This window comes from Brevundimonas pishanensis (assembly GCF_022750635.1).
Classification (GTDB): Bacteria; Pseudomonadota; Alphaproteobacteria; order Caulobacterales; family Caulobacteraceae; genus Brevundimonas; species Brevundimonas pishanensis.
Window position 1 is genome coordinate 14901 of sequence record NZ_JAJKBG010000008.1, and the last position, 16376, is coordinate 31276.

At 61.2% G+C, this 16376-nt stretch carries 22 protein-coding genes; 13 read left to right on the forward strand and 9 right to left on the reverse strand.

Features of this window, described 5'->3' with window-relative positions; genetic code table 11:
* Window positions 1-116 precede the first annotated feature (116 nt).
* Window positions 117-923, reverse strand: a complete 807-nt coding sequence (fliP, locus tag LOX95_RS13150) for a flagellar type III secretion system pore protein FliP (RefSeq protein ID WP_242915363.1) — start codon at window positions 921-923, stop codon at window positions 117-119.
* Window positions 920-1321 (reverse strand): flagellar biosynthetic protein FliO, encoded by a 402-nt coding sequence (locus tag LOX95_RS13155; protein WP_242915365.1) that lies wholly within the window; start codon window positions 1319-1321, stop codon window positions 920-922. The genes fliP and LOX95_RS13155 overlap by 4 nt, the downstream gene beginning before the upstream one ends.
* Window positions 1322-1459: 138 nt before the next feature.
* Between LOX95_RS13155 and flgB the strand changes: the two genes are divergently transcribed.
* From flgB to fliE, 3 genes are read left to right on the forward strand one after another with little or no spacing between them, the layout of a single operon-like run.
* The gene (gene flgB / locus LOX95_RS13160) at window positions 1460-1867 is read left to right on the forward strand and encodes a flagellar basal body rod protein FlgB (protein WP_242915367.1); all 408 of its coding nucleotides are present in this window, start codon (window positions 1460-1462) and stop codon (window positions 1865-1867) included.
* 19 nt (window positions 1868-1886) lie between these two features.
* The gene (gene flgC / locus LOX95_RS13165; protein WP_242915369.1) at window positions 1887-2321 is read left to right on the forward strand and encodes a flagellar basal body rod protein FlgC; all 435 of its coding nucleotides are present in this window, start codon (window positions 1887-1889) and stop codon (window positions 2319-2321) included.
* 12 nt (window positions 2322-2333) lie between these two features.
* Window positions 2334-2645 (forward strand): flagellar hook-basal body complex protein FliE, encoded by a 312-nt coding sequence (fliE, locus tag LOX95_RS13170; RefSeq protein WP_242915371.1) that lies wholly within the window; start codon window positions 2334-2336, stop codon window positions 2643-2645.
* Between the two features lie 78 nt (window positions 2646-2723).
* Here the strand turns inward: fliE and bamE are convergent, their stop codons facing one another.
* Entirely contained in the window at window positions 2724-3047 is a 324-nt protein-coding gene (gene bamE / locus LOX95_RS13175) for an outer membrane protein assembly factor BamE domain-containing protein (RefSeq protein ID WP_242915373.1), read from the reverse strand.
* Window positions 3048-3074: 27 nt separating this feature from the next.
* Window positions 3075-3662: a GTP cyclohydrolase I FolE gene (gene folE, locus LOX95_RS13180; RefSeq protein ID WP_242915375.1), complete on the reverse strand. Its 588-nt coding sequence runs from the start codon at window positions 3660-3662 to the stop codon at window positions 3075-3077.
* Window positions 3663-3805: 143 nt separating this feature from the next.
* Here folE and fliQ point away from each other — a divergent pair, with 143 nt between their 5' ends.
* The 4 genes from fliQ (at window position 3806) to cckA (ending at window position 8093) form a co-directional block, all read left to right on the forward strand.
* Complete coding sequence (fliQ, locus tag LOX95_RS13185) at window positions 3806-4069, forward strand: flagellar biosynthesis protein FliQ (protein ID WP_242915377.1); 264 nt, start codon at window positions 3806-3808, stop codon at window positions 4067-4069.
* A gap of 7 nt (window positions 4070-4076) precedes the next feature.
* A complete protein-coding gene (gene fliR, locus LOX95_RS13190) occupies window positions 4077-4847 on the forward strand; it encodes a flagellar biosynthetic protein FliR (protein WP_242915379.1) in 771 nt (256 codons plus the stop codon).
* Window positions 4840-5919, forward strand: a complete 1080-nt coding sequence (gene flhB, locus LOX95_RS13195; RefSeq protein WP_242915381.1) for a flagellar biosynthesis protein FlhB — start codon at window positions 4840-4842, stop codon at window positions 5917-5919. The genes fliR and flhB overlap by 8 nt, the downstream gene beginning before the upstream one ends.
* Window positions 5920-6074: 155 nt before the next feature.
* On the forward strand, window positions 6075-8093 hold the full coding sequence (gene cckA / locus LOX95_RS13200) for a cell cycle histidine kinase CckA (RefSeq protein WP_242915382.1): 2019 nt from the start codon (window positions 6075-6077) through the stop codon (window positions 8091-8093).
* Window positions 8094-8100: 7 nt separating this feature from the next.
* Here cckA and LOX95_RS13205 read toward each other — a convergent pair whose 3' ends face one another.
* Window positions 8101-8265 carry a hypothetical protein gene (locus LOX95_RS13205; RefSeq protein ID WP_242915384.1) on the reverse strand — a complete coding sequence of 55 codons (165 nt, stop codon included), beginning with the start codon at window positions 8263-8265 and terminating at the stop codon, window positions 8101-8103.
* A 209-nt stretch (window positions 8266-8474) separates the two neighbouring features.
* Here LOX95_RS13205 and LOX95_RS13210 point away from each other — a divergent pair, with 209 nt between their 5' ends.
* From LOX95_RS13210 to LOX95_RS13230, 6 genes are all read left to right on the forward strand, one after another.
* Window positions 8475-9089: a superoxide dismutase gene (locus LOX95_RS13210; protein ID WP_242915386.1), complete on the forward strand. Its 615-nt coding sequence runs from the start codon at window positions 8475-8477 to the stop codon at window positions 9087-9089.
* 152 nt (window positions 9090-9241) lie between these two features.
* Entirely contained in the window at window positions 9242-11590 is a 2349-nt protein-coding gene (locus LOX95_RS13215) for an EAL domain-containing protein (RefSeq protein ID WP_242915387.1), read from the forward strand.
* A gap of 188 nt (window positions 11591-11778) precedes the next feature.
* Window positions 11779-12396: a 30S ribosomal protein S4 gene (rpsD, locus tag LOX95_RS13220; RefSeq protein ID WP_242915389.1), complete on the forward strand. Its 618-nt coding sequence runs from the start codon at window positions 11779-11781 to the stop codon at window positions 12394-12396.
* A gap of 163 nt (window positions 12397-12559) precedes the next feature.
* Window positions 12560-12952, forward strand: a complete 393-nt coding sequence (locus LOX95_RS13225) for a hypothetical protein (protein ID WP_242915391.1) — start codon at window positions 12560-12562, stop codon at window positions 12950-12952.
* 96 nt (window positions 12953-13048) lie between these two features.
* Window positions 13049-13174, forward strand: a complete 126-nt coding sequence (locus LOX95_RS14240) for a hypothetical protein (protein ID WP_282452792.1) — start codon at window positions 13049-13051, stop codon at window positions 13172-13174.
* Window positions 13171-13530, forward strand: coding sequence for a hypothetical protein (locus tag LOX95_RS13230; RefSeq protein ID WP_242915393.1), 360 nt, complete (start codon window positions 13171-13173; stop codon window positions 13528-13530). Before LOX95_RS14240 ends, LOX95_RS13230 begins: the two co-directional genes overlap by 4 nt.
* An 8-nt stretch (window positions 13531-13538) precedes the next feature.
* Here LOX95_RS13230 and LOX95_RS13235 read toward each other — a convergent pair whose 3' ends face one another.
* From LOX95_RS13235 to LOX95_RS13250, 4 genes are all read right to left on the reverse strand, one after another.
* Entirely contained in the window at window positions 13539-13964 is a 426-nt protein-coding gene (locus LOX95_RS13235) for an acyl-CoA thioesterase (RefSeq protein WP_242915395.1), read from the reverse strand.
* A gap of 17 nt (window positions 13965-13981) precedes the next feature.
* Window positions 13982-14329 (reverse strand): Grx4 family monothiol glutaredoxin, encoded by a 348-nt coding sequence (gene grxD / locus LOX95_RS13240; RefSeq protein WP_242915397.1) that lies wholly within the window; start codon window positions 14327-14329, stop codon window positions 13982-13984.
* Between the two features lie 81 nt (window positions 14330-14410).
* Window positions 14411-15661, reverse strand: a complete 1251-nt coding sequence (locus LOX95_RS13245) for a hypothetical protein (protein WP_242915399.1) — start codon at window positions 15659-15661, stop codon at window positions 14411-14413.
* A 103-nt stretch (window positions 15662-15764) separates the two neighbouring features.
* Entirely contained in the window at window positions 15765-16127 is a 363-nt protein-coding gene (locus LOX95_RS13250) for a hypothetical protein (RefSeq protein WP_242915401.1), read from the reverse strand.
* Window positions 16128-16376: the final 249 nt, after the last annotated feature.

Consider the following 16376-nt stretch of genomic DNA (forward strand, 5'->3'; position numbering starts at 1 on the left):
GAGGGTCGTTTCCCAAAGTGGTCGCCCGCGAACGTCGGGCGAAGATGAGGGATCAACGACGGTTTCGGGCGATTTGGCAAGCCCCCAAACCGCGCAAAAGCCCATGTGGTGGGGATTTATCCCCCGCCAGCCGCTCTTTGGAAGCTTTCGACGAGGCTTCCGGCCACCAAACGCCAGCCATCAACGAGCACGAAGAAGATCAATTTGAACGGCAGGGAAACCACGGCCGGCGGCAACATCATCATACCCATGGACATCAGCACGCTGGCGACCACCAAATCGATCACAAGAAACGGAACAAAAAGAAGAAATCCGATCTCGAAGGCCTTCTTCAATTCGCTGATCATGAAGGCCGGAGTGACCACCTGAAGGGGCAGTTCCTGAAGGTCTGTCGGGGGCTCGATTTTGGCCAGTCGGGTGAACAGGCCAAGGTCACCACGGTCGACCTGAGCCAGCATAAAGGTTTTTACAGGTTCTGACGCTGCATCGAAGGCTTGGGGCAGTTCCATCTGCTGATCCATCAGGGGACGGATGCCCGAATCATATGCAGCCTGCCACGTCGGCGTCATCACAATGGCCGAGAGGAACAGGGCCAGAGACACCAGCACAGCATTAGGCGGCGACTGCTGAAGACCCAGCGCCGTGCGCAGCAGAGACAGCACCACGACGATCCGCACGAAGCTAGTGGTCATGATGACGATGGACGGTGCCAGCGACAGCACCGTCATCAGGGCGACAAGCTGGACCACCCGTTCGGACAGGCCTGCGCCCGTGCCCAGATCGACATTGATGGCCGATTGCGCGAACGATGCGACCGGCCATGCCATGCAAAGCAGGGTCACAAGTGCTGACAAGGTCGCGGCGCGTTTCAACTCGGCGCGCGTCGGCTTTACGAACAGCGACAGCGGTTGGACACGCTTCATAGCTGATCCCCCAACGAGCGGGCACGCGTGTGCGGCGGCTTCATTCCTGACAGCGCATCTCTGAAGCCACCCGTGGAGGGGCGGACAGGTTCGGGCGCGGGCGCGGGGACATGTTCCTGCGGGACTTCGACAATACCACGAGGCTCGATCAGTTCGCGACCTTCGCCCAGCAGCAAAAGGCGCTCTTCCTGATCCACCTTGACCAGTACAAGACGGCGCGACGGGTCCAGCATCAGGGTTTCAATGACCTTGAGGCGCTTGTCACGACGCGGAGCGGAGCCCTGAAGCTTCGCCATCATCTCGGGGGCGTAGCGGCGCACAACATAGGCCGCCATACCGATCAGGCCCAGTGTGATGGCAAGCCCGAAGATGGCTCGCAGCAGGTCTATCCAGTTCATCGATTGTCCGAGGCCCCCGGCATGCGCCGTTCTATGGCCAAGGTTTCCGCTAACGTGGTTAACACGGCTTTAAGATATAGAGACTATTAACCCTGTAGGCGGCAAATTCTGCCGATCAACCATTATGGGGCGTGGGGCGTGTCCGTAACCGACTTGTCACTGCTGAACCAGATCAAGGGTCGCCTTGGCTGGCTGGACGATCGCCAGCGGGTGATCGCACAGAACGTCGCCAACTCGGATACGCCGGGTTATGCGGCGCGTGATCTGAAAGTCCCCACCGACTTTGCCGCGGCGATGAACAAGCAGAACGGGGTGCGCCTGATGGCGACGAACGCTGCGCACATTGTCCCTCCGGGCCAAGCGGTACGTTTCGACGTCAACCGCGCGCCTGACAGCGAGACGACGCTGGATGGCAACTCGGTCGTGGTTGAAGAGCAGATGTTGAAGATGGCCGAGAGCCGCATGGCCTATGACGCGGCCATTGGCTTCTATCAAAAATCCATGTCGATGATCCGTATGGCGGCACGCCGTCCGGGTCAGGGCTGAGGTCTGGAGGGACTGATCCATGGCTGATCCAATCAACGGTCGCCCCGCAACGGCTCGCAACCCCGCCATGGGCGTGGCAGCCTCGGCCCTGCGCGCACAGCAGTCGCGAATGCGTGTCATCGCCGAGAACATAGCCAATGCGAACTCTACTTCGCCGGTGGCCGGTGGTGATCCGTATCGTCGCCAGATGCCGGTGTTTCAGGCCCGCGACCTGAACGGCTCGACCGGCGTGGTGCTGGCAGACGTTCGTCCTGACCAGAGCGATTTCAAGCTGGAATACGACCCGTCGCACCCAGCGGCCAACGCCGACGGCTATGTACGCCGTCCCAACGTCGACACTCTGGTCGAAGCCATGGACATGCGCGAAGCCCAGCGTGCCTATGAAGCCAACCTCAATGTGATCGAGACGGCCCGCGTGATGGAATCCCGCACTCTCGACATCATCAAACGCTAAGGGCGCTAGACGATGAATCCGATGATGGCGGCACGCCTCTATTCCACGGTTCAGGGCACGGCTGCGCCGACGGTCGCCAAGCCCGAGATGGCTGCGCAGACCAAGGGTGCGGGCTTTGCCGAAATGCTGCAATCGGTCGTCGCCCAGACCGCCGAACAGACTCGCGGTGCCGAAGTGCAGATGGCCCAGAACGTCAACGGTCAGGGCAACCTGATCGACGTCGTCACCTCCATCAGCGCCGCAGAGGCATCGTTGGAAACGGTACTGGCCGTCCGCGATCAGGTGATTTCGGCCTATAAAGAAATCATGGCCATGCCGATCTGATCGGCGCGCATGGGCCTAACGAAAAAGGGCGGCTCCATCATTAGGGCCGCCCTTTTTGTTTGCCGGATTAGCGGGAAGCTAATTTGGCGAAGTGGTTGTCGTGGTTCGTGTTGTGGTCACGGTATCGCTAAACCCGCTGACCCTGCCGAACATGAAGGTCACCGAGAGTTCTTTGGTGCGCTCCGTTCCGTCGTCATCGGTCGAAATGCCACGCTCGAAGTACCAAACCTCGTTGCCTTGGGCATCGGTTTCCATCCGGTACGGACTGCCCATGGCCTCGCGAACCTGTGACTTCGTCATGCCGTAACGGGCTGGTGTCGGTTCGGTGCTCCATTCTGCGGAAGCGCAGGCGGACAGGAGAGAAGTAACGGCGAGGATGGTCCAGATATTCGGTCGCTTCATGCCGTTACTCCTGACTGTATTTCGAGCTTAGCTCCGAACCAGACGAAGGAATTCTTCGCGGGTGCGGGCGTCTTCTCTCACCGTCCCCAGCAAGCACGAGGTCGTCAAGCTGGAGTGAGGAAGATTTACACCTCGCATGGTCATGCAGGAGTGCTCGGCTTCGATCACCACGCCCACGCCGTGCGGTTTGAGCACTTCCATGATGGCGTTGGCGATTTCCGAAGTCATCTTCTCTTGAATCTGGAGGCGGCGGGCAAAACCCTGAACCACGCGGGCCAGTTTGGAAATGCCAACCACGCGGTCGGTCGGAAGATAGGCAACGTGGGCGCGGCCGATCACCGGCAGCATGTGGTGTTCGCAGTGCGAGACGAAGCGGATGTCCTTCAGGACGACCAGCTCGTCATATCCGCCAACTTCCTGGAAGGTCCGCAGCAGATATTCCTTCGGGTCGACGTCATAACCTTGGAACAGCTCGCGATACGACTTGGCCACGCGCTTGGGCGTGTCCAACAGGCCCTCGCGGTCGGGATTGTCCCCGGCCCAGCGGATGAGGGTACGAACGGCGGCTTCGGCCTCTTCGCGAGAGACGTCGGCAGGGTGCTGGTGATCAGTCATGAATGCTCTTTAGGACAGACCGCGACGTTTGGGGAGGGTGCTTGGGTACGGTTTTACTTATCAACCGGATCACCTTCGCTGTGTGGTTATCAACTCGTTAACCATAGTGTCGGCATTTATTGCCTAGGTTGTCGGAGCGGGTCATGAGTGGCGCGGAAGTACTGGATGTGGGGCGTGATGCCCTGTGGCTGACGATCCAGCTGTGCCTGCCGGCTCTGGTCGTGGCGCTGGTGGTCGGTGTGGCCATCGGTCTGTTCCAGGCTTTGACCCAAATTCAGGAACAGACGCTGGTCTATGCGCCCAAGATCATCGCCATCTTCGTCACCCTGTTGCTGGCTCTGCCGCTGATGGGGGCGCTGATGGGTGCGTTTATGCGCGACATCGCCGCCAAAATCGCCGGAATCTAGGGGCCGGATGGAGCCATACGCCACAGTCGCACAGGTTTGGGCGAGCGGACTTTTGTTCGCTCGGCTGGGCGCGATTGTCATGCTGATACCGGGTATTGGCGAAGCCTATGTTCCGGCGCGGGTCCGTTTGTCGCTGGCGCTGCTTCTGGCCATGGCGATGTATCCGATTGTTGGTCACACGCTTCCGGCTCTGCCGCCGACGCTGGGCGGCACGGTGGGACTGATCCTGCGCGAGTTGATTGTCGGGTTGGCGATAGGCGCGATCCTGCGCATCTTCATGCAGGCTCTGACGACTGCAGGCGAGATCGTATCGCTGCAGACGACGCTGAGCTTTGCCCAGACGGCCAACCCGATGCAGGCCTCACCGGGTTCGACCCTGTCGGCATTTCTGGCGCTGCTGGGCGTTACGCTCGTGTTCGCCACAAATACGCACCACATGTTTGTGGGGGCGATTGTGGGCTCCTACGAACTTATCGGGCCGACCAAGCCCTTCATCGCTTCGGACTTCACCGCCATGGCCGTCAGGACCATGAGCCAGAGTTTCCTGTTGGGGGTACAACTGGCAGCGCCTGTTCTGGTGTTCGCGCTGGTGTTCAATCTGGCTTCCGGTCTGGTGGCGCGGGTGATGCCCGCGTTTCAGGTTTACTTTGCCGCAGCACCTCTCAGCGTGCTGCTGGGGCTCTCGATCTTTGCGCTCAGCCTGGGCGTGGTGGGGACGGTTTTCATCAGCCGTTACCAGGCGGTCCTGAGCCAGTTCACGGGAGGCGCGCTTGGCTGAAGACGCCGACCAGGACTCAAAAACAGAAGAGGCCACCCCGCGAAAACTCGAGGAGGCGCGCAAGAAAGGTGACTTTGCGCGTTCTCCGGATGTAGCCACAACCATGGCCCTCGGAGGCGCGGCGGCTGTGCTGCTGTTTGGCGGTGCCGGTTTCAGCCAGCAGATCGCCGCACAACTGCTGCCCTTCATCGAGCGTCCGCACACCATGTTGGGCGGACTGGAAGCCGGCGCGGGTATGGAACTGGGCATGACAGCCGTACTGGCTGCGGCACCATTCCTGATGGTCCTTATGCTGGCGGTAATCGTGGGCAGTGTGGTGGGAAATGTGGCCCAGTCGCAGGGCTTCATCTTCACTGCCGAGAAGATCAAGCCCAAGCTGTCGGCGCTAAGCCCTCTGTCGGGCTTCAAACGCATTTTCGGGCCGGACGGTCTGGTCCAGTTCCTCAAGACCTTCCTCAAGCTGGTGGCGATCGGGGGCGTGTGCTGGTGGGTGCTGAAGCCCCACGTGCGCGAGGTCGAGAACATGGCAGCGATGAGCCCGCTGGCCATCCTGCCCTATGCCAAGGACATGGCGTTCAAACTGTTTCTGGCGGCGCTGGTGTTTCTGGGCGCGACGGCGGGAGCAGACTATTTGTGGCAGCGCATCCGCTTTGCCAAACGTATGCGGATGACCAAGCAGGAAACCAAGGACGACTACAAACAGTCCGAAGGCGACCCCCACGTCAAAGGCCGCTTGCGTCAGTTGCGTATGCAGCGAAGCCGCCAGCGGATGATGCAGGCTGTGCCGACCGCGACCGTCATCATTACCAACCCGACCCACTATTCGGTCGCGCTTCGCTATAATCCTGACGACGGCGATCCGGCACCCGTGTGCGTGGCCAAGGGTGTGGATGCTATGGCACTGCGCATCCGCGAGGTCGCTAAGGAACACGACGTGCCGATCATCGAGAACGTGCCTCTAGCGCGGGCGCTTTATGCAACGGTGGATGTCGACGACATTATCCCGCGCGAGCATTTCGAGGCTGCGGCCAAGGTCATCGGCTTCGTGATGCAAAAGCGCAAAGCGCACTGACCGCCATGGTGGTCTAAGGCGGGATTGTCCCGCATAGGCACAGGATCGGGTTAAGCTTCGTTGCATAAACTCGGTGCGAAATGATTCGCTAAGGGCGAGACGTGATGACGGTTTCCACTCCGCAACATCGGCTAAAGGTTCCCAGCGGGCGTTCGATGCGGCTTGATCCTTTGCTGCTGCTGATGGCCGTCGGCTTTGCGCTGACCGTCGCGGCGATTGCCTATCCGGCATTTCGCGTCAGTGCCCTGAGTGCGCCCAGTCTCATTCTGGTGATGACCGCCGGTGCCATCGCCACCATCGGTCTTTTGGTGTTTGGTCGCGGTGAAGCCAGCCGTCCTCTGGGCGATACCGCCGTGGATATGCTGGATGCACTGTCCGAACCGGCGGCTCTTGTTTGGGAATCCGGTCAGGTTCTGGCCTACAACGCTGCCTGGGCTGACGAGAACGGCGACCTCATCCACCTGCCGCGCGGAAAGTCGGGGCGCGCTCTCTACATGGCGTTTGCGCAGGCGCGCGAAGGCGAGCAGGGCCGCGCCATCGTCCAGATCGGTAGCCGCGAAATCGAGGTGCTGATCGGCCTTGCCGGACAGGGACGTTATCTGGTGCGGGCCGCGCCCGAGGCGGTGTTGCCAGTCTCTCTTGCCCCGCAGAATGCGCCTGTCGCCAGCGCGGTGGGCGAACTTCGCGCTATGGCAGCGGGGGCTCCCTTTGGCTCGGGTGTGATCCGTGGCGATGACCTGTTCGCGGGTCGCGTGCACGACGCCAACGCCGCGCTTTCTGTCCTGACCGGGCCGGCAGCGTCGGGGGATGCCGCCTTCGGACACCTGTTTGACGCCGCAGGGCTCGCAGAAGCACGGGCCAAGCTGGAAGCCGGATCGTCCGGTCCCATCGAGCTTATCGCCCGCGCCCATCCGGATCGCAGCCTGCACCTGTATGTCGCGCCCGAGGGCGATGGCCGCCGTATTTGGCTGTTCGACGTTACCGGCCAGAAGTCGATGGAGCTACAGCTCTCGCAAGCCCAGAAGATGCAGGCCGTCGGCCAGTTGGCCGGTGGCGTGGCTCACGACTTCAACAACCTTCTGACAGCGATCCAGCTTCAGTTGTCGGGCCTGCTGGAGCGCCATCCAGTGGGTGATCCCTCCTATGAGGGCCTCAACGAAATCCGTCAGACCGCCATTCGCGCTGCCGATCTGGTGCGCAAGCTATTGGCCTTCTCGCGCAAATCGACTGTGCGCCGCGAACGTCTGGATCTGGGCGAGTTGGTTGGTGAATTCGCTGTCCTGCTGCGCCGTCTGCTGCGTGAGGATGTGCGTCTGGAGACAGACCACGGTCGCGACCTACCGCTGGTGCTGGCCGACAAGAGCCAGCTGGAGACGGCGGTCATGAACCTTGCCGTTAACGCTCGCGATGCGATGCGCGGTGTGGTCGAGCCGGGGGCCGGTGTGGTGACGATCCGTACGCGACGCCTGACACAGAGCCATGCGCGTGATCTGGGCTGGCGGGATGCGACCGAAGAGGTGGCTTTGATCGAGGTGTCCGACACCGGTCCGGGCGTTCCGCCCGAGCTTTTGGACAAGATTTTCGAACCGTTCTTCACCACCAAGGCCGTGAACGAAGGCACGGGCATGGGTCTGGCAACTGTTTACGGCATCGTCCAGCAGGCCGGTGGCCATATCTCTGTGACCAATATCGAGGGCGCGGGGGCCGCGTTCCGCATCTTCCTGCCTGCCGCTTCGGCAGAGGAACTGGTCGAGGTGCCGGTGGTCGAGAAGGTGGCAAAGGCCCCTCGCGACTTGTCCGGCGCAGGCCGCATCCTGTTCGTTGAGGACGAGGCGGCGGTGCGCGGTATTGCGGCACGCCTGCTGCGTCAGCGCGGCTATGAGGTGATCGAGGCCGCCGACGGTGAAGAGGCGCTTGAGCTGGCCGAGGAATGGTCGGGTCAGATCGATATGCTGATCTCGGATGTCATCATGCCGGGGCTGGACGGTCCGTCGCTGCTGCGCAAAGCGCGCAAATATATTGGTGACGTGCCGGTCCTGTTTATCTCGGGCTATGCCGAAAGCGATTTCTCGGACCTGCTACAGGACGAGGTGGGCGTAAGCTTCCTGCCCAAGCCGCTCGATATCAAGTCTCTCGCAGAGCGCGTGAAACAGGAACTCCACGCGGAAGCCTGATCGCGTCTCAGGCGCTGATTTCGAAACGCCAGTCCTCGACACTGCTCTCGGAGCGGCGCTCGCGGGCCTGTGCGTAAAAGAAGTCCGCCATCTCGAAGATTTGCAGCCGCGTCATGCGGCTCATGACGGGTGCAAGCTGCTCTTTCATAAGAGCCAGCTGTTCTTCGGTCACCCGAGAGGAGGGGTCGTATTCGTGCATAAGGGTACCCGGGGAGAAGGCCGTGTTTGGAATTCAACGTAGGGTTCCCGTTTGCGTTCCCCGCCTTCGGTCCTCGCGAAGAAAAATCACGTAAAACGCACCTCGGGGGTTGGGTTCGTGGCACGGCAGCTTAGATAGTAGCCTAGGAATCAAACCATCGACTTTTGATAAGGAGTCTCCTCATGGCCTTCACTCTCCCGCCTCTCCCGTACGCCTACGACGCGCTGGAACCGGCCATCGACAAGGAGACGATGACCTTCCACCACGACAAGCACCACCAGACCTACGTCGACAACCTGAACAAGGCTGTTGATGCCGACGCTTCGCTGCAGGGCCTGTCGCTGGAAGACATGTTCGCCAAGATGTCGTCGCTGCCGAAGGCCGTGCGCAACAACGGCGGCGGCCACTGGAACCACGCCCTGTTCTGGGAACTGCTGGCTCCGGCCGATAAGGCTGGCCAACCGTCGGCTGAACTGGCTGCGGCTATCGATGCCGACCTCGGCGGTATGGACGCCTTCAAGGAAGCCTTTAATGCTGCCGGCGCTGGCCAGTTCGGTTCTGGCTGGGCTTGGCTGATCGTTCAGGACGGCAAGCTGAAGGTCACCTCGACCCCGAACCAGGACAACCCGCTGATGGACGTCGCGGACGAGAAGGGCGCAGTCGTTCTCGGTGCCGACGTTTGGGAGCACGCCTATTACCTCAAGTACCAGAACCGCCGCGCCGACTATCTGAAGTCGTTCTGGACGGTCGTAAACTGGAACAAGGTCAACGAGCTGTACGCCGCCGCTACGGCCTAAATTCGTACCGCCAACCGATTTTTCGGTGGATAGAAGCAGGGAGCCGGTCATTCCGGCTCCCTGTTTTACGTTTAAGGGTCTGTTATCCTTAAGCGTTCGCAGGGTAGTTACGTCTCGAGGGGCAGAAAGAACCCTCAACGTTGGGGCGTAGTATGCGCGTACTGAATTGCGTGGTCGACGACCACAACCTGTTGCTGGTGGCCTTGGCGGCTTTGGTCTGTGTGACCGGCTCGGGCATCACCATGCAGCTGTATCGCAAGATGCGAGGCTGCCGCGGCCTTATGCGTGCCACCTGGCTGGTGACGGGCGCAGGCGCGGGCGGCGCAACCATCTGGTGCACCCACTTCATTGCCATGCTGGCGTGGACCCCTTCGATGGCTACGTCCTACGAGCCGTTTATGACGGCTGGCTCGCTGGTCGTGGCCCTGGCGGGCTGTGCGCTTGCGCTGGGCGTCGGATCCAGCCGCGGACTGGCGGCCAAGCTCATAGGCGGTGCCCTGTTCGGACTGACCGTCACCGGTATGCACTATCTCGGCATGGCGGGATTGGAGAACAAGGCGTTTGTCCTGTTCGATCCCGTCTATGTCGTTGCCTCGGTCGTGCTGGCGGTAGGCTTCGGCGTTCTGGCCTTTTGGCTGGCGGCGGCAGGCCAATTGCCTGCGCATAAGGTGACGTCCAGTGCCGCACTGGTGCTGGCGATCGTGTCCCTGCACTTCACGGGCATGGCGGCCATTACAGTCCTGCCTATGGACGGTTTTGGCCAGTCCCATGGCGTGAACAGCAATCTGCTTGCCTTTGGCGTCGCTGGCGTGGGCTTGCTGCTGCTGGGATCGGCACTGGCGACCTATGCCCTTCAGGAACAGTTCCAGAGGCGCGAACGACGTCGTTTGAAGGCTCTGATCGACGGGACCGCTGACGGCATGGTCGTCGAGATCGCTGGCCGCATCGTCATGGTCAACGAGGCCTTCCTTGACCTGTGCAAGCTGGAGAGCGCCGACCTGACCGGAGCCCCGATTGCCCGCTGGATCGAGGACGCCAATGTGATGACCGGCCAGACGGTGGTGCAGACCCAGCTTCTGACGGACGATCAGGAACTGATCCCTGTCGAGGTGGCTGTGCGTAACGAACAAAGTGAAAGCGGTGCCGCCGTCCGCCTGTTTGCTGTGCGCGATCTTCGTCGCCGTCAGGAGCAGGAACGCCGCATCGCCTTCCTGGCTCGCAACGACAGCCTGACCGGCATGCCCAACCGCGCTTCCTTCCTCGAGAAGATGACGCGAATGACCCATTTGATGGGCGGTGGCGGTGGCTTCGCCCTGCTGGCCATCGATCTGGACCGCTTCAAGGATATCAACGACCTGTACGGCCATGCCGTGGGCGACCAGTTGTTGGTCCATATCGCCGAGAACCTTCGAGCCGCCGGGCGCGAAGGCGAGTTTATCGCGCGTCTGGGCGGGGACGAGTTCGTGGCACTGGTGGCGCTGAATCCGCTCGCCGGCCGTCGCGAGCAAGCTGCCGTGGCCGCTGCACGCCTTCGCGAGGCGATCATCCAGCCCATGGACGGCGAACACACTAATATCGGTTGCGGTGCATCAATCGGCGTTGCGCTGTGGCCGGAAGACGGTGCCGATACTTCGATCTTGATCAACAATGCCGATCTGGCCATGTACCGCGCCAAGGCCTCGGTGTCGGACAAGGTCTGCTTCTACGAGAAGGCGATGGATGAGGCGGTGCGCCACCGTCGCCGCGTTACCGAGGGCCTGCGCAAGGCACTGGAGCAGGATCGCTTCCAGATATTCTACCAGCCGCAGGTGTGCGTCATTGACGGTGAGATCAAGGGCTATGAGGCCCTCCTGCGCTGGCCGCAGGATGATGGCAGCTTCATCTCCCCGGACGAGTTCATACCCGTAGCCGAGGATACCGGCTTGATCCTTCCGATCGGGGAGTGGGTGCTGCGCCGCGCGTGCGAGGAAGCCATGCAATGGGACAAGCCGTATCGTCTCGCGGTAAACCTCTCGCCGGTACAGCTGGGACATACAGACCTGCCCAAGCTGGTGCACCAGATCCTGCTGGATACCGGATTGCCACCCGCGCGACTGGAGCTCGAGATTACCGAGACGGCCATGATCTCGGATATGGCGCTATCTACCCACATTCTGCGCCAGCTCAAGGCGCTGGGGATCAGCATCGCAATGGACGACTTCGGCACCGGCTATTCGTCGCTGTCGACCTTGCGGGCCTTCCCGTTCGACAAGATCAAGCTGGATCGGGCCTTCATGAGCGAACTGGAAGGCAGTCCCCAGTCCCGCGCCATCATCCGGGCGGTTCTGACCATTGGCGAAAGCCTGAACATCCCCGTTCTGGCAGAGGTCGTCGAGACACTCGACCAGTTGGCCTTCCTGCGCGAGCAAGGGTGCGACGAGGTTCAGGGCTTCCTGCTGGGCCGTCCGACACGTCAGGCCTTGCCGCTGGCGACGCAAGAGGCCGCGCTGGCCGTTGCGTAACGACCGTACACGGATAGGCCAAACGCCCGTAAAGATTGACTCTGACGGGCATCAAGGCCATAAGCGCGCCCTTCACACCACGGGTTTGCGCCCGAGGTGCGTTTAAACACGGACGATGCGTGAACCGCCGTTGAGATAGTGCCTCCAATCGGGGAGGGACCGGGCCGCGTCATATAAGAGAGTAGACTATGTCCAAGCGTCATAGCGCCAAGTACAAAATCGACCGCGCCATGGGTGAAAACCTGTGGGGCCGCGCCAAGTCGCCGGTCAACAAGCGTTCGTACGGCCCGGGCCAACACGGTCAGCGTCGTAAGTCGAAGGTTTCGGACTTCGGTCTGCAACTGAAGGCCAAGCAAAAGCTCAAGGGCTACTACGGCAACATCACCGAGAAGCAATTCTCGTCGATCTACGCCGAAGCTGACCGTCGCAAGGGCAACACCTCGGAAAACCTGATCGGCCTGCTGGAATCGCGTCTGGACGCTATCGTCTACCGCGCCAAGTTCGTGCCGACCGTTTGGGCTGCCCGTCAGTTCGTCTCGCACGGCCACGTGACCGTTGACGGCAAGAAGGTTGACATCGGTTCGTACCGCGTCAAGCCGGGCCAAGTCATCGAAGTCAAAGAAAAGTCGCGCAACATGGCTCTGGTGCTTGAAGCCCAGCAGTCGGGCGAACGCGACATTCCGGATTACCTGGAACTGGGCGATCGCGGTTTCTCGGTACGCTACGTGCGTATCCCGGAACTGGCTGACGTTCCGTACCCGGTTAAGATGGAACCGAACCTGATCGTCGAATACTACTCCTCGTAATATTCGGCCCTTGTCCGCCTCGGCGGGCAAAGATCGGTACAGGAAAAGGCCTCGCTTTGGCGGGGCCTTTTTTTATTGCGAAGGTTTAATGGAGAACGGCGTTCACTTTTGGGCCAAATTGGAGCAATAAGGCCGAAGATTCGATGGGGTGTAGGGAGGGGAAATGATCCGGTCACTTATCCGCTCTGGTCTGACAACAGTCTCTCTGGCTGTGTTGTCGGCTGCCTGCGCCCCTGTCGTGACCTCTGCAGTGGCTCTGAACGAGCCGGGGCGGGTCGAGCCAATCTATGCTGCTGCTGTGGCAGGGAATGTGGCTGTGATCCGCGTGGGCTCCAACGGCTGTACCAGCAAGTCGGATCTAATTCCGCACCTGAGCCGGGGCGTCGGTCAAGCTGTCCTGACCGTTCGCCGGACCCAGATGGACACCTGCTCCGCACCCGAGCGTGAAGGGCTGGAGCTGCAATGGACGTTCGAGGAACTGGGCCTGCCGTCCGGTACCCTGCTGATGGTGAATAACCCGCTGCGCTCGGACACCATAGTAGCGGGTCAGCCCTAGTCAGCGCGCGCCCAAATCTAACCGATTATTCACGGGTAACCGTCTGGCTTCGCTGACACATTGTTCGTCAGACAAAGCTTTGTATGGGGACATACTATGAAATCGCGTTTCGCTACGCTCGGCGGACTGGCGGTGGTCGCTACCTTGCTGTCGGGCTGCATCATTATCGCCGGCGGCGACCGTGTCGTTCACGATCAGCGCCCGATGGAGGCCAGCCAATGACGCGTGCTTTGCTTGCCGCCTTGGCCTGTGTCGGACTGTCGGGTTGCGTGATTATCGCCGATGGCGAAGGCTCGTCGGTGAAGGTATCTCGCGGCGCGCCGATGGGGCCGTATGTCCGCAGCGTCTCGGCGGATGGCCAGAAGCTGCATGCTACGATCATTACCAACTGCACCCAGCGCGCGGACTTTGAAGTGGTCGTGCGCGATGTATCCGACGTGGCCCAGGTGACCATCTCCCAGCACAAAGACGCGCGCTGCGAAGGGCCGCTGGGCGATGTGCCGATCTATTGGAGCTATCAGGTCTTGGAACTGCCGGCCGGCAAACAGGTTCGCGTGATGAACCCGTTAAGCCTCTAGGGCAGGGGTTAGGCCGAGAACGGGCCTAACATGTCGGCAGGGATGCGTTGGGGGCGAAGGGTGCTGGCTTCGACAAGGCACCATTCCGATACGCCCTGAGCGCAGACCTTGCCGTCTGCGTCCTCGATCCGGACATAGCGGTTAAAACGCGGGCCTTGCGGGTCGCCAACCCATGTACGGGCCTTGATGCCCGTCGCATCGGGCATGATGCCGCGGAAGTAATCAATCTCGTGACGAAGGGCGACCCACGAATATTTCGTGCGGGTCGCCTCGTCGAAGCGGGCGTTCCAGTGGGCGGTGCCGACATCCTGCAACCAGCCCACATAGACCACATTGTTGACGTGGCCGTTCTCGTCGATGTGCTCCGGCTTAATATCCAGAGGCACGATGAAGATCTCGCGGTCTTCGCGCGGTTCGAGAACAACCCTCGCCATCAATCAGCCCCCGCTGGTTAGTCTTCGGCCGGGCCGATGCCCTTTTCGGCCATCAGAGCCTGAAGCTCACCGGCGTTGAACATTTCACGCATGATGTCCGAACCACCGACGAATTCGCCCTTAACGTAGAGCTGCGGGATGGTCGGCCAGTCCGAATATGCTTTGATGCCGTCGCGCAGTTGCTCGGACTGAAGCACGTCGACGCCAACGAAGGCGACACCGACGTGGTCCAGAAGCTGGACAGCGAGGCCCGAGAAGCCGCAGCGCGGCGAATCCGGCGTGCCCTTCATGAACAGGACGACGTCGTGATCTTTAACGGCGTTTTCGATGAAGGCGTGGACGGGATCAGCAGATTGGTCGGTCACTTGAGGCACCTATAAGACGTGCTTGGTCAGCTAGGTGTCCAATGTGGCCGGGTCAAGGTGACCGGCGCGTTTATCCCGAAATCATGCCGTTTTGGCCAAGAGCATCAGGTCTTTTGCCCTGACGGCCATCCAAGGTACGCCCGACATCGTGGCCGCGTCCGCAGCTTCATAAAGCGCCATACCCAGATCCTGCAGCGGGTAAGACAAGCGTTTGGACAAGCTCATCGCCACCCGCGCCATAGAGATCTGGTCGCTGGCCCAATCAATGGCCGTGGTCTCGTCCATCGGACGGGCGAGGCGGTGACGAAGTACGACTTCAACCTTGGTGATCGCGGTGAAATCACCCGTTTCGTCCGCTTCACTGATGGTGTGCGCATAGAGGCGCTCGCGGATCATGGCCCCGATGATAAGGCCGGGCTTGTCAGTCAGCTTGTGGGCCTGTTCCAGCGCCTCGGGGCTCCCCTCTGCACGTTCGGCCTTCAGCAGTTGGATCGCGGCCCAGTCCATCGGGCTGTGATCGGGCGAGAACTGGTCGGCTGCCGCATCGAACAGAGCACGCGCTTGTTGACGGGCACCGGCGTCATTGGCGATGGCGGCCAGAGCAGCCATACCCGTTCCGCACAGAGCCAAAGCGCGGGCGCGGCTGACGGGTCGCTCGTCGGGCAGGGCACCCTCCACAAGTTCGCGTAGTTCGCGGCCTGCACGATCCAGCAGCTTGGCGTTGCGGGTCAGAAGGCCCGCCTCCAGCGACAAGGCGGCGCGATCCAGTTGCAGGTCCTCGCCTATAGCTGAATCGTCCGGTTTCAGGCCCAGCATGGCTTCGGCCAGTTGGTTGGCGGCATCGGCCATCTTGTCTGCATCATAGGCGACGCGGGCCTTGCGGGCATTCAATCGGGCGCGCAGGGCTTCCACCTCGGCCTGGGTCTCGGAGCGGCGCGCGGCAGGCAGGCCATCGAGGCTGGTCAGCAAGCCATCAAGACGACGCGGGATACCGAACAGGTCAAAGGCCAACATGGCCGTGTGGCCGACGTCGACGGCGGCGCGAATGGTTTGGTCCTCGTTCAGCGCGGCACGGCTGGCATCGCGTCCGGCTTGTTCGGCACGCTGAAGGCTTTCCGAGGAGCCGGAGCGGCGGGCATGTTCGCGCCAGAGAGCGGCTGCGCGCATCCATCCCTCATAGGGACGGGGGCAGGACACGCGACCCGCGTCGATGGATTGGTTGCGGGCTTCGATCTCGACTAGGTTCAATCCGACCAGCTCCAACCAGCCCAGATCCTGGCTATCGCGGGCCTTCTCGAAAAGGCGTCTCAGATCTCTTCCAAACTCGAACATGGGTCCGCTTGTCCCGGTTTGGGATCACGGATTGATCCCTCCTGTTGCCAAGCAAACGCAGCGCCACGACGTTGGTTCGAAGTGAAATATCGTTGATTTTTTATTACCCTAGGGAAGGCGCGGATTTCACGCACCTTTCCAGTTTCTCGACGGTAGTGGGAACGCCCCGGCTAAGTTCGCGCACCGCGCGAATTCGTGCGCTGGACAGATCGCGCTCGGTCAAGGTTGTGGGACGGCCGGAGGCTTGGCCCATCTGGATTGTGGCCAGGGACCAATAAAGCGCGGCGTCAAACAGTAGCCTGCCGCGCGCACTCTCATTGCCTTCCAATTCGGAGCCGGCCTGTGTCACCCCTGCGCACGCGACCGCGTCCGCGTAGGAAACCACCAGCGGGCGCGCAGCCGTCGCAGCAGGCGCGGACTGGCTGAATGCCAGAAGCACCGACATCGCCAAGGCAACACTCAACATGAACTCTCCAAATGGAAGCTGTGCTTCCGCGAGGGTAGGTAATCACTTCTACAGGACGTAGAAAACCCCGCAACACTACGCATTATGCACGGCTTTGCGGCACTTCCATGCTTTGTGGCTGCCTAACCAGTCAGTTGGTGAAGCTCTTTTGCGCTCCGCTCTCGTCCGCGCGGGAGTATAGAAGCCCCACGCCACCTTCATCGTGCGCGTAGCCGTAGGGTGCGCAAAGCGTTCCATAGGCAATGGCGT

What these genes read in the sequence shown, in the direction of transcription:
- fliP (WP_242915363.1), bottom strand. Translation starts at nt 923, where the DNA reads ATGAAGCGTGTCCAACCGCTGTCGCTGTTCGTAAAGCCGACGCGCGCC.
- LOX95_RS13155 (WP_242915365.1), bottom strand. Translation starts at nt 1,321, where the DNA reads ATGAACTGGATAGACCTGCTGCGAGCCATCTTCGGGCTTGCCATCACA.
- flgC (WP_242915369.1), top strand. Translation starts at nt 1,887, where the DNA reads ATGGCTGATCCAATCAACGGTCGCCCCGCAACGGCTCGCAACCCCGCC.
- fliE (WP_242915371.1), top strand. Translation starts at nt 2,334, where the DNA reads ATGAATCCGATGATGGCGGCACGCCTCTATTCCACGGTTCAGGGCACG.
- bamE (WP_242915373.1), bottom strand. Translation starts at nt 3,047, where the DNA reads ATGAAGCGACCGAATATCTGGACCATCCTCGCCGTTACTTCTCTCCTG.
- folE (WP_242915375.1), bottom strand. Translation starts at nt 3,662, where the DNA reads ATGACTGATCACCAGCACCCTGCCGACGTCTCTCGCGAAGAGGCCGAA.
- fliQ (WP_242915377.1), top strand. Translation starts at nt 3,806, where the DNA reads ATGAGTGGCGCGGAAGTACTGGATGTGGGGCGTGATGCCCTGTGGCTG.
- fliR (WP_242915379.1), top strand. Translation starts at nt 4,077, where the DNA reads ATGGAGCCATACGCCACAGTCGCACAGGTTTGGGCGAGCGGACTTTTG.
- cckA (WP_242915382.1), top strand. Translation starts at nt 6,075, where the DNA reads ATGCGGCTTGATCCTTTGCTGCTGCTGATGGCCGTCGGCTTTGCGCTG.
- LOX95_RS13210 (WP_242915386.1), top strand. Translation starts at nt 8,475, where the DNA reads ATGGCCTTCACTCTCCCGCCTCTCCCGTACGCCTACGACGCGCTGGAA.
- LOX95_RS13215 (WP_242915387.1), top strand. Translation starts at nt 9,242, where the DNA reads ATGCGCGTACTGAATTGCGTGGTCGACGACCACAACCTGTTGCTGGTG.
- rpsD (WP_242915389.1), top strand. Translation starts at nt 11,779, where the DNA reads ATGTCCAAGCGTCATAGCGCCAAGTACAAAATCGACCGCGCCATGGGT.
- LOX95_RS13225 (WP_242915391.1), top strand. Translation starts at nt 12,560, where the DNA reads ATGATCCGGTCACTTATCCGCTCTGGTCTGACAACAGTCTCTCTGGCT.
- LOX95_RS14240 (WP_282452792.1), top strand. Translation starts at nt 13,049, where the DNA reads ATGAAATCGCGTTTCGCTACGCTCGGCGGACTGGCGGTGGTCGCTACC.
- LOX95_RS13230 (WP_242915393.1), top strand. Translation starts at nt 13,171, where the DNA reads ATGACGCGTGCTTTGCTTGCCGCCTTGGCCTGTGTCGGACTGTCGGGT.
- LOX95_RS13235 (WP_242915395.1), bottom strand. Translation starts at nt 13,964, where the DNA reads ATGGCGAGGGTTGTTCTCGAACCGCGCGAAGACCGCGAGATCTTCATC.
- LOX95_RS13245 (WP_242915399.1), bottom strand. Translation starts at nt 15,661, where the DNA reads ATGTTCGAGTTTGGAAGAGATCTGAGACGCCTTTTCGAGAAGGCCCGC.
- LOX95_RS13250 (WP_242915401.1), bottom strand. Translation starts at nt 16,127, where the DNA reads ATGTTGAGTGTTGCCTTGGCGATGTCGGTGCTTCTGGCATTCAGCCAG.